The sequence below is a fragment of the Afipia birgiae 34632 genome (assembly GCF_000308295.2).
GTDB lineage: Bacteria > Pseudomonadota > Alphaproteobacteria > Rhizobiales > Xanthobacteraceae > Afipia > Afipia birgiae.
This window is the reverse complement of sequence record NZ_HG326656.1, coordinates 81,079-95,949: the sequence shown is the minus strand read 5'-3', so window position 1 is coordinate 95,949 and position 14,871 is coordinate 81,079. Positions and strand designations below refer to the sequence as shown.

Genomic DNA, 14,871 nt, shown 5'->3' with positions numbered 1-14,871 from the left:
CCGACAGTCACCGCTTAAATAGTCGCACGAGAACAAGCTTCTACAGCCGAGTATAAACGGAAAATATCACACTCTGCCTTCGCCAAATACAGCAGGAATTTTTGGCTTGGTTCTCGCGCCGCCCGACCGCTATACCAACGACTTCTGCACCGCTAAATCGCGCGCCCCGCGCGACGATCTCTCATCAGGTTTTTGAGACAGATCGAATCGGAATGCAATCAGTCGCAAATGGCTTGAGAATGACAGACTTATTTTGGAGCACTTGGGAGATTATCTCGCTGATAGAGCAGGCAGCTGACCAAAACGCTATTCAAGACTGTCTTATAAACATCGCTAAAATTTACGGATTTGCTTCGGTGTTTGGCGGAATCGTACCACCGGGTGATATGCGAAATTCAAAGACCGAAATCCAAGCTCGCGCGGTAGTACAATATTTCCCTAAAGGCTGGGGAGCCAGATACGTCGATCAAAATTATCTTCCCCGAGATCCGATTTTAGCTCGGCTCCAAAAAGATCGAAATGCATTTTCCTGGTCAGACGGTTATAGATCCTGTCCCGACCCAGACAATGTGCGGATTATCGGAGGTGAGGCCGCCGACTTTGGGCTAGTGGAGGGCTTTGTGATCCCTATCACCACATTAGACCAGCGGACGGCGGCATTGTCATTCGGCGGCGCGAGGGACGACCTCAGCAATCGTGACCGATCAGCACTTACTTTTCTCGCACATTTCGCCATCGGCCATTGGTTATATTTGCGCCGTCCGAACTTAACACGTTCTAAACCGCTCTCGCCTCGCGAATTTGACTGTCTTCTTTGGGCCGCGGAAGGAAAAACCGATTGGGAAATATCTGTCATTCTCGGTATTTCTCGGTCAACAGTTACGAAGCACATCGCTTCAGCACGCGAGAAACTTGATGCTGTTAGCAAATCCACGCGATTGCAATCGCCATGCGTCTAAAGATTTTATGCTAAAATCTCCCTCGCACGCTCCAGGAACAATTCAATCATCCTCGGCGAGCAGCTTCATTGTAATATGCCGTTACGATATTCTCAAACGCGCAGTAATCCTATTTGCGGTACCTTTTAGATTTCGCTGGTGATGTTTGCTCCTCATCTAAGCCTTTGTCCCTTGATTGATTGCAAGCTTGGCTTTTCCGCCTCGAGCTCACGCACGATCTTTTCCTGTTCCGCGCGAAGCTTTGCCAAGCCATCGGTCTGGATCAAGGCAGCCGGCAGTGGCTGTGCTGGATGTTCGGCGATTGATCTCGCGGCCTCGGCAGCAGCGGCTGCCTCGCGCGCTTCCCGGGCCGCCGATTGTTGCGAACCGGCAACGATAGCCCTTTCCGCCCGCAATTCCTGCTGCGAGGCTTGATCAATGCCCCCGCGGCCCTCCTGCCGTCGCTCCGCATCGATTGCACTACTTGCAAGATATTCATCGGACGTCGCCTCAAACTCTTCCTTGATCCGAATCTCCTGGGCGCGCTCGATAAGCCGATCGGCGTTCACGCCGACGATGGCTTCGACCTCCGCCTGGGCGAGCTGCTGCACACCGCGTTCCTGCATCCGCTGGAGATCAATCCGATTGGCAAGCGTTTCAAGGTAGCGCGCCGAAGTCTCACGGAACTGCTGCTTGGTCTCCCCATCTAACAGGTCGCTGGTTCGCGAAACCGCTTCGTTCATGAGTCGCAGATCCTGGACCATCTGTTCCGATGTAATTGGCATGTCGCCCTCCTTGCTCAACAATTCCACCCGTTTGCCGATCGTGTGAAGAATGGCTCCAACAGTCTGCGCCATCAACAGCCGCTCAAGCATATCCTTCGCCATCCGGTTTGAAGGCTGCTCCACCGTGACTGCCTTCCAGGCCACGATGCTCTCGTTCACGACTTTGCGGTCAGGCGCGGACATCGGCAAGCGGATGGGATTGGTCCTCGCCACCCGGATCCGCTGCCGCGCATTGTCGATAAGACGTTGATTGGCGGGATCGGCAGCATAGGCGCGATCTCGGGCTTCTCGCGCCGGACGCGGCCGATCCGCCGCTTCGACGATCGCCCTATCCTTCGGGCCGTAACTTTGCGAGGAAGCCCGCTCCTTCGCGGTGGTCGCGACGATCTTCAAGCCTTGTGCCTGAGCGTGCTGTGCATACACCTCGCGCCATTCCGCGAACGTATCCCGATTGGGACGGATCTTCTGGCCGGATTCGTTCTTCACGGTGATGACGGCGTGAGCGTGAATGTGCCCGGCCGATTCCTTGTCCGTATGAACGCCAAACATGAACTTATGATCGGCAAAGCGATCGTGCAGGAACGCACGCGCTGCATCGGTGAAGGCGGCCACATCCGTTCCAGCCTTCGCCGATATGATCAGGTGCATCGTATCGCGCGCGGATTGCGACCGGAGCGACGGACCCCATTCGCGCGCGGCGACCCGCGCATCTGCCACGTTGGACAAGCTCTTGCCGCGGTCGTCGAGTGCTGCGTCCTTCTCGATCAGCTTATTGAGCCTGTAGGTGACGCCGTCTCGACCATGGCTGGTCGCCCCGGGTCGGATTAACACCGCCTGCCCGTCGATCGCCGAGGCCGCTTCGATCCTGGCGCGGACAGCGGCGGCGGACACTGAATCAAGACGGCGTGGTCGGGCGTCATGATCCCGATCGGCAGCCTGGGCCTCTCTGATGCGAAACCGTTCCTTGCCGCTCCCGGCCATCGCGGCGACGACGTGCGCCTCGAGCGCGCCCTTGTCGTCGACGTCGACGCGAGCCGCGTAGCGATGTCCCGAGAAGCCGGCCGCGATCGCCTTCTGGTAGGCCGCTCGGCCTTCGGCATTGTCTGAGACACCTTCAAACTTCAGACGGAATGCGCCAACGTCCTGGCTCTCCGCACGCTTCGAAAAATCTGCCGACCAGGCCTTGATCTCGTCGGCGACGGCTTCGCGGTTCGTCAACAACCGCCCGTCATGGGTCTCGAGCGGAACATCTTCGCGCTGGACATATTGGCCGGTCGCCGTGGCGCGCGTGACGCCGCGCGCATAGGACACTACCTTGATGACAGCAGGCTGGTAGCCGGCAGCGAGTTGCCGGGCTCGGCCAAGGGGTCCGCCCTGTCCTGCCCCGCCGGAACTCATTGCGGTCCCGCTAGCGCCGAATCCTCCGGAGATCGGGCTCGGCGCGCCACGCAGAGGCGCGGTCCCAGGTCCTGCGCCGCCACCCCCGCTCGCGGCCGGGATCGAGGGCCCGTTCCTCATCCCACTCACCCGTGATGGTCGCGCCACGGATGATGTCTTGTGCCGGCGGCGTCTTGGGAAGCGGCGCCACCCGTGCTCGCCTCGCGCGGACGTCCTCGTCCAACGCGCCGGGCCGGCGGGGCCGCCGACGTTCCGCTCGCGCCTCCGCGACCGCCCGACGCGCGGCCTCGACCTGTTCAAGCCACCAGACAATCTGTGCTGCGCGGCTCATGGGGCGGCCTCATCGGCGACGAAGTGCAACGTCAACTTGGCCTCTCGCCGCAACTTCGACCCGTAGGCGACCGTCATTTCGGTCAGCTCATCATTAATCGCGGCGACGACTTCATGAAGACCTCGCCACACGGGCTCCGTGTCCTCGATCCGCACGGCCTGGCCGCGATGGATGGCTCTAAGCACCTGCGCCAGATTGCGGCCGACCATCCGGACCTGCTGCGCGAGTTCGACGACAGCGCGCGTGTTCTCGGCCGACAAGGCCGGTCCCGCCTGAACAGACGCTCGGATCAATCGCCGCACCACCTCCGCTTTCGGCAGGCCGAACAACGCGACAGCCTCCTGCAGACGCTGCTCATCTGCATCGGACAGCTCGGTCCGAAGCCTCGGCTTGCGTCGCAGGGCTCTTGCAGAGCGGACCATCGAGGTTCCCCTCCTCCTCCCGTTCGCTCGGCTCGCCGGTCGTGAGACCGGAGCCGACTACGCCGGCGTCCCGACAGGACGCCGGCGTCGCGCGTCAGCGCCCTCCGGCTGCGCCCAGCAGCCGTTCCCCGGTTTGGCCCACAAACCGATATCTTGTCAACCAATATCTATTATACTGTACTTCCGCAGCGACGCGTGACCTACCTCGACGACGCCACACGAGATGTCTCCGCCAGACCAACCGATGCAGCCAAATACCGCAATACGGGTCTACCGCATTACCGTATTTCGGCAATAACAGCCTGCCGAAACGCGGCATTCGCGAATAATGGTCGTGTGGCAATGGCGCACTGAAGCACTGCCGAAATGCGGCATCTCGACAAAATCGGAATCCCAAATTGACGACATGCCGCTATGCCGCGCTACCGGAAAGGGGCAATAGCGTATTGTCGTATATCTATTATACTGTATGTTGTTCGGCGGCGCGATCAAAGGAGAAGCCATGCCGAGCATCTTCGCTATTGCCAACCCTAAGGGCGGGAGTGGCAAGACCACCGTCGCCATCATTCTCGCGGGCGAGTTTGCCAAGCATGGCTATTCGGCCGCGATCATCGATGCAGATCCTCAAGGGTCCTCGTATCAATGGCACGCTTCGAGCGTCGCCAGGGGATTGAGCCCCCAGGGGGTCGACCTTATTCGCGCGCCGGATGAAAGCGCGTTGGTCGCCGCGGTCGATAAGCTACAGTCCTACGACGTCGTCGTGATCGACACGCCAGGCTACTACGGCGACGTTCTGGTCCAGGCCGCGTTGCGCGCCGATCTCGTGGTCTTACCCTGCAAGGTGCACACGTTCGACGCTTCGCAGGTGGTGCGCACCATCCGAAGCCTCGAACAACACGCGACGACGTCGGGCCTTCCGATGAGCCAGCATCGTGTTTTGTTCAACGAGTATGACAGCCTCGATCGTAACACCCGCCCGCTGCGCGAGGTTGTCGCCTATCTCGATGCGGAAAAAGTGCCGGTCTGCTCAAATGCGCTCTATCGGCGCATTACCTATCGGACCATGACGAGCGGACATGGGACGCTGTATCAGATGAGCGACAAGGACGAGTCGGTTCGCAAGGCCAGATACAATGCCGATCAGGTGGTGCGCGAGTTGCTCGCCGCGAGCCAGAATGCGACCCATGACGAGACGGCGGCATAGACATGAATGATCACGATCCGGCGTCCGCTGCCCGCCCTGCCCTTCCCCGCGATGCATTCCGATCGCAGCGAACCGTCGCCGTGCCCATAGGATCGGCAGCGGTTAAGCCGGTCGTCGTTACACCCGACTATGATGACACACCCGCCACGCCCGGTGCGCCGGCCGCACCGCGCAGCAAGAAAGAAGCTTCCACGGAAAGGCAACGCGAACCGAAGCTGCGGCGTCGCGATGATAATCCATTCGAACCATACGGCGAACGTTCGTCTTCGCGGCCGTACGCGTTAAGGCTGCCCGACGCGATCGACCTGGTTGTTCGGCAAATGGCGGCCGAGCAGCGAACCCATCCGCTGCGCATTGTCGACAAGATACTGTACGACGGTCTGAAGCGCCTCGGCCGACTACCGGCGCCACCCGAGGCTTGAGACAGCGATCCCTCAATGGCCCTGTCAGGCTGTTGCCTTCTTCAACCGTCCGGCGGACAAGGCCATCAGCATCGGCCACATCGAAAACTGCCCGGCGGCCGCGCGTCGGGTGAGATTGCGTAGATACCCTCCGGGATTCTTGATCGCGACGCCGCGCTGCAGGATCGCCGAGACGACGATCGCTGCCTGTGTTTCGCCCATCGTAATGCCCGCCTCCTCCCAGGCGCTGGGACTGATCCCGAGCATCGGCCGAACGATCGCAGCCGTGGTGAGGAGGTCGCGATAGGAACGGATCTCACCGCGCGCGTAGTCGACGATGTCGGGGCAGGCCTCGAGCACCATGCGCAGCGGGACATTATCGGGCCTAACCGTGTGGTGGTCGGGTTCCGGTTCGACCGAGAGCACCGCGCTAACCTCAGCCGGAGGAGGAAGCGCACCCGTAGCGGCCTCAGAAACAGTCGACGCCGGCGCGGTCCGAGCCTCGCCAAGATGCGATTCCAGGATATTGAGGACGCGATCGGCAAGCTCCTGGAGCTCGATGACGATTGGATCGAGGACTTCTGCCGTCGGCGTGCGCGGAACGCGCGCGACGATGGTCTGATATTCCCCGTGCAATGCGAGCCAGTCGATCGGGAGATTCGCCTCGATTCCGGCTGCTATCATTTTCACGACGTCGCGCCGCAGGACCGTGAAACGTTGCCGACGATTGCGCAGGAGCCGCGCCTCTTCCTCGATCTGGCGCGCTATCCGGTCAAACTCACTCGCGCGCGCGATGATCGGCCCAAGATCGAAGCCGTAAGCGAGTTCGATGCCGCCATCGACGGATTTTCGCGCGAAGCGTTTACCGTTCGGGCTATCGCGGCGCAGGATCAGACCATGATCGACAAGGGCGGCCAGGTGGCGCCGAAGCGTCGAGGCCGCCATCCCATGCGAACGCAGCGAAAGATATCGGTTTGAAGGATAGACCACGAGATCGGGCGAACCGGCTGTGAGGACGACGTCGGAGTGAAAGCTCAGCAGCGCGCTGAGGACGATCAGCGCGCGATCGGGGACGCCGAGCGCGGACCGTGCGGCGCTGATGTCGCGGAAGACCTTCCACTTGTGCGCTGGCGTGCCTCGCGGGCATTCTCGCACGAGCGCACTGATCCTGAGCATCCCCCGAGAAAGCCCCCGGTTCCCAAACGGACTGCATGGTGTTTGGCCAAGCTCCTGCATTCGCAACCTCTCCTTCCGAAGAGCGCGGGCAAAGAAAATCCGTGGCGCGAAAGCGCACGTCTCTTGAACTGTCAGGTGCTGCGATCTAAGATGCCATTGTGAGTTATTGGCGTCGCAGGCGATTGCCGTCGCCCGACCGCTTACCCTCTTGAGAGACCCGGCTTTGCCGGGTTTTTCTTTGTCTGGGCTCTCTTCTCCTCGTTGAATCGAATCCGTACATTATATTGAATGTTGACGAGTCGTCCATGCAGGGCGCTTGTTCCGATCCATGCTTATTGCGGCTGCTTTCGCAGCTTGGAGATGACGGATGTTGAGCAATTCGCGTACGCGCAAAGCCGAACGAAATTCAAATGAGCACTCGCTGTTGCGAGCGTTTCAAGCACGCCTGGAAAGCTTGCGCAGCGAAACCGGACTGAGCCGGCGAGCCTTCGCCGACCGGCTCGGTATTCCTCGGTCGAGCTACTTTCATTTGATGAGCGACGCCGGAAATCCCAGCCTCGACACGGTCGAGCTCATTGCGGCTCGCGTGGGGGTCCATCCGTCGGAGCTATTCCCAGCGCCTGCACCAAGTTCGTTCTCAGAGACGCCAATGTCTGATCCAGAAGGCGAAACGAAACGAGTCCGCTCAACCACTTAGGCGTGGCCAACACCCGCAAACGTCCAATATACTAGACGTTGGAAGCGTGCTACAATCACGCAATTGTTACGGTCTAGTTTAGGACAATATGGCCCCGGTTCGCAAACCTCTGCCTGTCGATCACTCGATGCTGAACGAGATGCTCGCTATCCGACTCCAGCAACTCGAAATCGAAAATGGCGGCATGGAAGCCTTCTTGCCCAAGACCGGGCTTGCGCGCGGGACGTATTACACGATCCTGCGCGGCATCGGGAATCCGACCTTGAGGACGATGGAGCGTATTGCCTCGAGCCTGAACATGACGGTGTTCGAGCTGCTGGGGTTCGAGGTCTCCGACGCCAAGCGGGCGCTACAGAAGAGCGGCGTCGACTACGACGAGCTCGCGTCGGCAATCGCGAAGAAAAACCGCGCAGATCGAACCCTCGCGCGCCAGACGCGCTCGAAGAAGCTGCCGATCTGACTCGTTCGACCGGAGAAAATCGCCGAGCACAAGTCATGCCCGGCGTTTCTGGTCGCGCAGCTTCGAATTGATCTGGGCCATCAGGATCGGGCCGAGCGAAAATTCGCCGGCCGCCGCCCTGGTGGTCAAACCGCGCAGATAGCCCCCGGCCGAATTGATTGCAGCGCTTCGCTCGAGGATGCAGGCCACGACGACGGCCGCTTGGACCTCGCCCATCACGATTTGCGCCTCCTCCCAGGCGCTTGGACTAATCCCGAGCATTGGCCGGACCACCGCGGCGGTCGCCAAAAAGTCACGCCAGTTCGAAATCCCGCCCTTGGCGTATTCGGCAATCTCCGTGCACGCCTGCATCACAAATCCAAGGGTATAGGTCCCTTCCGGCATCCTCGGCGTTTGTTGTTTTGGCTCCGCCCTCGCCCCCCGCCTTCTCGAAGGCCAGGTTCAAGTTCAATAAAGGAGTCTGGATTTGAATTCTGTATGTGACGCCCGGAATGGGACTCATTGGCGCTTAGATTCTCTGCTTTGATATGATTTTTCAACAGGCTGAGGATGTCATCGGCGAGTTGAGAGAGTGTCTCGGCGATCGGTTCCAGCTCGGCGCACGTTGCGGTCCGCGGAATCGCTTCCACGATCGCGCGGAAGCCCTTGTGAACCTCATGCCAGTCGGTCGGCCCCTGCCCTGCCCTGCGGGTCGGCACGCCCTCCTCTATCCCCGTAGAGATCATCTTGGCAATGTCGCGCCGGCAGATCGTGATCCGCTCGCGCACGAGCTTCAGCGCGCGCGCCTCTGCCTCGATCGCTGAGGCCAGGCTCTCGAACTCTCCGGCGCGGACAACGAGCGGAGAAAGTTCGAACCCGAAGGCGAGTTCGATCTCTCCGCTACGGCCCTTGCGGGCGTAGCGTTTGCCATTCGGGCTATCGCGCCGAATGATCAACCCCGCGTCCACAAGGGCCGCCAGGTGCCGGCGCAACGTCGATGCCGGCATGCCGTGCGCGCGAAGCGCGAGCTGGTGGTTTGACGGAAAGACGACGAGATCGTCCTCACCGCTCAGCGCGGTCTCGGGATGAAACGTCAGAAGTGCGTTGAGCACCGAGAGCGCACGTTCCGACACGCCCAACCGCGGTCGGGCGGTACAGATCGTTCTAAAGATCTGCCACTTGTGGACGATCCTCTCGGGCGGCCGGGACGAGGCGGCGACCTGCGTCGCCACATGGGCGAGCGTCAGCGATCGCCGCCCAAAGGGCGTCGTTGATTGATATGGTTCCATGTCTTTGCCTCAGCTGGGCAAAGGAAATCTGCTCGCCAAAATGACGCCGTCTCGCATTCGAGACTTGACTGCGATTCGCGGAAGTGATTCTCTAACAGTCGCCAAACTTAAGAGAGGGCTTCCGTGACGGTGACGTTTCGGGGGCCTTTTTCTTTTGCCGCTACGGTTCCTTTCGTGTTCTCAGGGTACGCGGTTCACGCATCAGCACGGCGCTTGAACGCCGCGTAGATCTCGGGCAGCTGATCGACGAGGTACGCTCCGAAGTCTGGGGCATGACGGTTGTCGATCGTGAGACGAGTTTGATCCTTGGCTCGCTGGATGCGAGCGACCTGCTTTCCATCGTCGGATTTGACGATATGCGTCGCGGGCTTCTTCGGACGGCGGACCAGGGCCTTCAGTACGCGCTCGAAGCGAGCATCACTCTGTGCTGTCTGAAAATCCGGATCAGACACGGCTTCGCGCCATTTTTCATCGCCCTGCTTCACAAGCGACGCCAGCTGCTCCCAACGCGGTCGTCCGATCTTTGGGGCCGCGCCTATAGCGACGATCAGGTCCTCGGGAAGCTCTCTGACGAGCGAAATCATCGTCGATAGATTTCCCTTCGGGACTGAGAGCGCTGACATGATAGCCGTGCGCGAGAAACCACGATCTTCAAGGCGGCCTGCGAACAGCGCTCGCTCGATGAATGAGAGATCCTTGCGATCCGTATTCTCTTTTCCTTGAGCGACGATCAGTTCCTCGTCGCTGAGCTCGCGCACGATCGCCTTTACAGGGCGCCCGATGGCACGGAGCGCGGCGACTCGGCGATGCCCATACGCCGCTTGATAACGTCCGGGAGCGTCTGCGCGAGGCCGAACGAGGATTGGAACCTGTTGCCCATCTTCCGATAGCCCCGCTTTGAAGGCCTCGAACTCGGCGCCGTCGCTCACGTTGAGACGATCGCGTATGAAAGCTGGATCGACGAGGTTGGGGTCAAGCTCGACGACTTGTGCCCCCGAGGCCAGCTGCGCACGGAGCGCATGTGCCTCGTCGGCATCGTCGGAAAGGCTCTGCAGAGAGAGACCCATCGCTTTGAGCGAACCAGATGACACAGGCGAGCGTGTCGGCCGATCTTCGCTCGGGGCGGGAGGCGCGGTTATAGGCGCCATCATGACTTTGAGCTGATCGCGGCGCTTGTTCATGTCGCCCTCCCCCAAGACTCGAGAACAAGATTCTCGATTTCAACATGGACCGTGTCGAGTGCCTCGATCGCCCGGTCATAGGTGCTGCGCGTGAAATTCTCACGGCCGATTTCGTAAAGGGTCTGCTTCGTCAACCCAGCGTCAGCGATCGCCGTCGACTTGAGTATAGGTGTTGTCAGGACGCGTTCGCCGAACAGGCTTCGCATCAAGCCGACGATCTGTCCCTGTGGCCCGTCGGAAGGCTCGTAACGCGTGATCGCGTACCGAAAGAAGTCGTAGTCTGCGTCGCCACCTGCCTGCTCGACGACGTCAAGAAGGCTTGAGGTCATGTGCAGAAACTGCGACATCGACGCGACATCCAGCATTTGAGGATGAATCGTGACAAGAACGCTCCTCGCGGCGCAAAGCGCCGAGAGCGTTAGGAAACCGAGCGACGGGGGGCAGTCGAGAATGACGACGTCGTATCGGTCTTCAACTGAAGCCAACGCCGTCGCGATGCGCGAAAAAACATTCGGTCAGAGCCGCGGCGGCGCTCGGCGAGTACGCGCGGTGTGTCGTGCTCAAACTCCTGGAGCTCGAGATTGCCTGGGACGATATCGAGCCCTGCGAAGTACGTCGTTCGAATAATATCGCTCAACGGGCGCTGTTGGTCGTCGTAGCGGATAGCACCGTAGAGAGTGTCGTTGTCCTGTAGGTCGAATTCGGGCTGCAGTCCGAAGAGAGCTGACAACGACGCTTGCGGGTCGAGATCGATCGCGAGCGTCCGAAATCCGCGCATCGCAAAATATTGCGCGACGTGCGCGGCCGTTGTCGTCTTGCCCGATCCGCCCTTGAAATTCGTGACTGCGATTACCTGGAGATGATCGCCCGCACGACGAGTTGGCAAATAATTCGGCTTGGTGCGCGCGAGCGTCCGACGCACTTCGTGGATTTGCTCAAGCGTAAACAGACGCCGGCCGCGGGCATTCTTTTCGGTCTCTGGCACGTCTCCCGCGATCGATAGCTGGCGGATATAGGCATCCGTGACGCCGATCAGCTTCGCAGCCTCGCCTGAGGTGAATTTACGTAGCTCCTTCTCCGCCGCCGGAGGGAAGGCACGAGTGCGGAGTTCCTTCAGCTGTGCGCTGAGCAGATCAGCATCGGACTCGATCAGACGCGTCAGTGAACGCACCTTCTTTCCGGTGCGATGACTGGGGTCGATTTGTGTTAGGTCTGTCATCTACGCTCGATGTCGCTATTTTTCGTGTTGAGCGTAAATTCTCTTGTTCTTCCGAGTCGGTCAAGCGATTTAGAGTTAATGCGCGTTAACCATTGTGGCGAGGCCGGCGTACCGTCAGAAATGCTCGGGGACTCGGATCGCTATGCATCACGAGGGGAAACAGTTTTGGGGCGTCGTATATGATTCGCGCCGCCTGGTTGATGCCTCGGTTTGCTATTGGTGTCGGAGAACTCCACGAAAAGTTCTCAGCTGAGAACTTTGCAGTGGCATGAAATCCAACCGCGTTCGCTCATTAGGGGAGCATCCTAGCAAAGCCGGCTGCAAAGCGCAGGAACTGAAACTTGGCTCTTCCGATCAGGGAGTTCTCAGCTGAGAACTTCCGACACCGCGTACCATTGCAAAGGAACGGCCTAGTCTGGATGGCGAGCGGCTTTTAGCGCGGCGGGCGTGGGCTCGTCGGATGCGTTCTTGATGATAACGTTTATACCCCGAGCCGCGCGGCTCTGCCCCGCGCGCGCTGCGCCTCGTTATAATAGCTCGACGCCTGCTGGACCGACCGATGTTGGGACTGCTGCATCGCTTCCGGCAGCCCGATCCCCTGTCGCGCCGCCTCGGTCAGAAATCCAGATCTCAATCCGTGCGCGGTGAACTCCCTGGGGTCGAGCTCGGCCATCGCGCAGCGCCGCTTGACGATCAGGTTGATCGATTGCGGTGTCAGCGCGCGCTCCTCGATCGCCTCCCAACGGTCGATCGCACGGAAGACAGGGCCCGTCTGAATATCAGCTCGAAACAGCCACTCCCGCAATGCTTCGACCGGCGGCCCGACCACGAACACCCTGCCCTCATCGTCGGCGTCTGCAGTCTTGGTGCGGCCGAGCTGGACGGAGATGCACGGCAAGGTCGGAGAATTCGGATCGCGCGGATCGAGTGGCACGTCCTGCTCCTCACCCAGCTGCTCGACGCGAAGTCGCGCCACCTCGCTCCGGCGCCGCCCGCCGGAGGCAAACGCCACAAGCAAGATCGCGAGATCGCGGGTGTCGGCCAGCCGGTCGGTCGCGCAGGTTGCAGCGAGCTTGTCGAGGATGTCACGCGTCACCGCGCGCTTGCTCTTGCGCCGGCGTGGCCGCGGCGAAGCCCGCACCGAGAGGCGCACCGCCGACCGAACGCCGGGCGAGCCGAACGACCCCTCCATCCCCTTCCAGCGATGCAGTGTTCCCCAGCTCGCCAGCCGCCGCTTTACGGTGTTCGGCGCATGTGGCCCCTCGCTGCGCAGCAGCCCCTGCGCGCGCAGAGCGGCATCGACTTCCGCGGGCATCCCGTGACGGAGATCGCGCTCGCGCTCGGACGTGTCCCAGAGATGATGGGCGAGAAACTTCAAGGCGAGCGCCTCGGGCGCCGGCCACGGCAGCGCCTCGCCGGTCGCCGCAAACGCCCAGGCTTCGAGATAGGCAAGGTCTGAGGTGAGCGCGCGAAGGCTGTTCTCACCCATGCCTTCCTTGGCGAGATGCTTCAGCGTAGCGACGTCGTCGTCGGTGAGCAGGTGCGCCAGGCGGTCGCGCCGATCCATCGGCAGAATGGCCGAAAGCGTGTCGAGCTCAATAGCGCGTCGCGATTCGGCGTCGAGAGAGCGACCTTTGACGATATCATCCATGGCGATCCTCAGAACCCGTAGGTCTGCTCGGCCCAGCGCAAAAGCACGGCTGCGTCGGCATCGGGCAGACGCACGCGCTGCTTCTTGAGACCGTCCGCGATGGCGAGACCCACATCGGCCTCGACCCAGTGGCCGTGGGTCATCAGGAAGAACCAGCCGAAGGGCAGGGCGATCTCACGATCGATCGCCTCAATCCGGTCCATCAGCAGATGGACGGAGGTCTCGGCCGACATCAACAGGCGCTCGCGCGGCGTCTTCAAAGGCCTCGGGATAAAGCCGACTTCCCGCTCGCCCTTCCAGGTGTAATCGCGAACGTCGAGCGCCCAATAGTCGAAGGCGCGACGCGACCCGGCGCTCGAGGCCTCCCAGTCGCGAAAGAACCGGACCTCGCGCGGGACGAAATCAAACCAGTCGGGGACCGCCTCGAGGAAGGGGGTCTCACGGGTGCCGGCCGGCCCCACCTCGCGAATGACGCGGCGTTCGAGATCGGGGCGCTGCGCCTCACGTTTGTCGCGTTCGATCCGGGCACAGCGATCGAGGAAGCTGCGGACGTGCACGAAGGCGCCGCCGGCGCGGTCGAGCAGGCGGTAGATCGGACCCGCCAGGCGATCCGTATCGGGCAGGCCCTTATGCCGGGGCCAAGTCGGGTCCAACAGCTCTTCCTCGCCCCAGGGACGGTAATCGGCATTGACGACAGGACCGGCGCGCCACTCGACTTCGCGGCCGAGGGCGATCTGGATGTAATCGGCCACACCTGTCCCGGTCGGGGCGAAGACGAAGGCGCTGTTGCCGCGCCACTCTGTGATCTGCAGGTCGGTCTCTTTGAGGCGCGTCCAGAGGGCGCGAATATCGTCGCCGTCCTTGGCAAGCTCGGCCGTCATCCACGGCCGCAGTTCGCCGACGCGCGTGCCGTCGGGTCGGATAACCGTTCGGGTGTCGCGCCAATACTCGTCATCGATTTGCGCGAAGCTGAAGTCAAAGCCTGGAAAGGCCGCGGCGAGGGCAGGGAGGAGGTCGGAGTCGGCCGTGCCGGCATCGAGCCCGGCAAACGCTGCGTGCAGCGAAGCCGGATCGGGAAGGCGAACGGGGGGCGTGGTCATCGAACGACCTCTTGCGGGATTAGCGGGATTTCCGTATATTCCGGAACAAAGGAGAACCCATTATGGCTTCGACCGTGACCGCCGCCGAGGTCTCCAAGAACTTCGGCGCCTATCAGGATGCCGCCGTGCGCGAGCCGGTGGTGATCACCAAGAACGGCCGTCCGCGCACCGTGCTGATGGCCTATGAGGATTTCGTCCGACTGTCGAAGCGCGACCGGCGGGTCCAGCGCACCGCGGATCTGACCGACGCTGAGATCGAGGCGGTCGAGACTGCCGAACTGACACCCGATCCTGCGCATCTCAGTGCCCCCGCCGGTAAACATGCTGCCGACTGAGGTCCGGGTCGGCTGGATTTTTCGCTACGCATACTTGTGGGACTGGCAGCACCGCGAAGGCCGCGAGGAGGGCGACAAGGACCGACCCTGCCTGGTGCTGGCGATCGTCATGACGACGGAGGAGGGCGCGCCGATCGTGCGCGTCCTGCCGATCACGCACACGCCGCCGGCGAACCCGGCCGACGCGATCGAGATCCCGGCCGACGTCAAAGCACGCCTGCGGCTCGACGCCGATCGCTCGTGGATCGTGCTGACCGAGAGCAACCGCTTCGCGTGGCCCGGGCCCGACCTGCGCAACATCGAAG

Annotated in this window: 13 protein-coding genes and 2 pseudogenes; 7 read left to right on the top strand and 8 right to left on the bottom strand. The window is 61.3% G+C overall.

Going from position 1 to position 14,871, the window contains the following annotated elements; translation table 11 throughout:
- Nucleotides 1-212 precede the first annotated feature (212 nt).
- Complete coding sequence (locus BN32_RS26595; RefSeq protein ID WP_244438284.1) at nt 213-959, top strand: helix-turn-helix transcriptional regulator; 747 nt, start codon at nt 213-215, stop codon at nt 957-959.
- A 152-nt stretch (nt 960-1,111) separates the two neighbouring features.
- Here BN32_RS26595 and BN32_RS25335 read toward each other — a convergent pair whose 3' ends face one another.
- Nucleotides 1,112-3,121: a relaxase/mobilization nuclease domain-containing protein gene (locus tag BN32_RS25335; RefSeq protein ID WP_244438283.1), complete on the bottom strand. Its 2,010-nt coding sequence runs from the start codon at nt 3,119-3,121 to the stop codon at nt 1,112-1,114.
- A gap of 327 nt (nt 3,122-3,448) precedes the next feature.
- Entirely contained in the window at nt 3,449-3,874 is a 426-nt protein-coding gene (locus tag BN32_RS25330) for a hypothetical protein (protein WP_040427759.1), read from the bottom strand.
- A 502-nt stretch (nt 3,875-4,376) separates the two neighbouring features.
- Between BN32_RS25330 and BN32_RS25325 the strand changes: the two genes are divergently transcribed.
- Complete coding sequence (locus tag BN32_RS25325; protein ID WP_040427788.1) at nt 4,377-5,078, top strand: ParA family protein; 702 nt, start codon at nt 4,377-4,379, stop codon at nt 5,076-5,078.
- Nucleotides 5,079-5,080: 2 nt separating this feature from the next.
- Nucleotides 5,081-5,500 (top strand): hypothetical protein, encoded by a 420-nt coding sequence (locus BN32_RS25320; RefSeq protein ID WP_019200224.1) that lies wholly within the window; start codon nt 5,081-5,083, stop codon nt 5,498-5,500.
- 24 nt (nt 5,501-5,524) lie between these two features.
- Here the strand turns inward: BN32_RS25320 and repC (BN32_RS25315) are convergent, their stop codons facing one another.
- The gene (gene repC, locus BN32_RS25315; protein WP_040427757.1) at nt 5,525-6,715 is read right to left on the bottom strand and encodes a plasmid replication protein RepC; all 1,191 of its coding nucleotides are present in this window, start codon (nt 6,713-6,715) and stop codon (nt 5,525-5,527) included.
- 307 nt (nt 6,716-7,022) lie between these two features.
- Here repC (BN32_RS25315) and BN32_RS26590 point away from each other — a divergent pair, with 307 nt between their 5' ends.
- Complete coding sequence (locus BN32_RS26590) at nt 7,023-7,352, top strand: helix-turn-helix domain-containing protein (RefSeq protein WP_082773530.1); 330 nt, start codon at nt 7,023-7,025, stop codon at nt 7,350-7,352.
- Between the two features lie 88 nt (nt 7,353-7,440).
- Entirely contained in the window at nt 7,441-7,812 is a 372-nt protein-coding gene (locus tag BN32_RS25310; protein WP_019200226.1) for a helix-turn-helix domain-containing protein, read from the top strand.
- A 33-nt stretch (nt 7,813-7,845) separates the two neighbouring features.
- Here BN32_RS25310 and repC (BN32_RS25305) read toward each other — a convergent pair.
- The 5 genes and pseudogenes from repC (BN32_RS25305) to BN32_RS25285 all read right to left on the bottom strand — a co-directional run bounded on the left by repC (BN32_RS25305) (nt 7,846) and on the right by BN32_RS25285 (nt 14,231).
- Nucleotides 7,846-9,080, bottom strand: a pseudogene (repC, locus tag BN32_RS25305) (plasmid replication protein RepC).
- Nucleotides 9,081-9,274: 194 nt separating this feature from the next.
- On the bottom strand, nt 9,275-10,261 hold the full coding sequence (gene repB / locus BN32_RS25300) for a plasmid partitioning protein RepB (protein ID WP_019200227.1): 987 nt from the start codon (nt 10,259-10,261) through the stop codon (nt 9,275-9,277).
- Nucleotides 10,258-11,480: pseudogene (gene repA / locus BN32_RS25295) on the bottom strand (plasmid partitioning protein RepA). The gene repB and the pseudogene repA overlap by 4 nt, the downstream one beginning before the upstream one ends.
- Before the next feature lie 481 nt (nt 11,481-11,961).
- Nucleotides 11,962-13,131 (bottom strand): tyrosine-type recombinase/integrase, encoded by a 1,170-nt coding sequence (locus BN32_RS25290; RefSeq protein WP_019200229.1) that lies wholly within the window; start codon nt 13,129-13,131, stop codon nt 11,962-11,964.
- 8 nt (nt 13,132-13,139) lie between these two features.
- Nucleotides 13,140-14,231: a hypothetical protein gene (locus tag BN32_RS25285; protein ID WP_019200230.1), complete on the bottom strand. Its 1,092-nt coding sequence runs from the start codon at nt 14,229-14,231 to the stop codon at nt 13,140-13,142.
- 62 nt (nt 14,232-14,293) lie between these two features.
- On the opposite strand from BN32_RS25285, the gene BN32_RS25280 reads away from it, so the two are divergent.
- Together BN32_RS25280 and BN32_RS27185 are read left to right on the top strand one after the other, a co-directional pair.
- Complete coding sequence (locus BN32_RS25280) at nt 14,294-14,566, top strand: type II toxin-antitoxin system Phd/YefM family antitoxin (protein ID WP_019200231.1); 273 nt, start codon at nt 14,294-14,296, stop codon at nt 14,564-14,566.
- Nucleotides 14,553-14,871, top strand: a 319-nt coding sequence (locus BN32_RS27185; RefSeq protein ID WP_040427755.1) for a hypothetical protein, incomplete at its 3' end; no start/stop codon positions are given. The genes BN32_RS25280 and BN32_RS27185, both read left to right, overlap by 14 nt.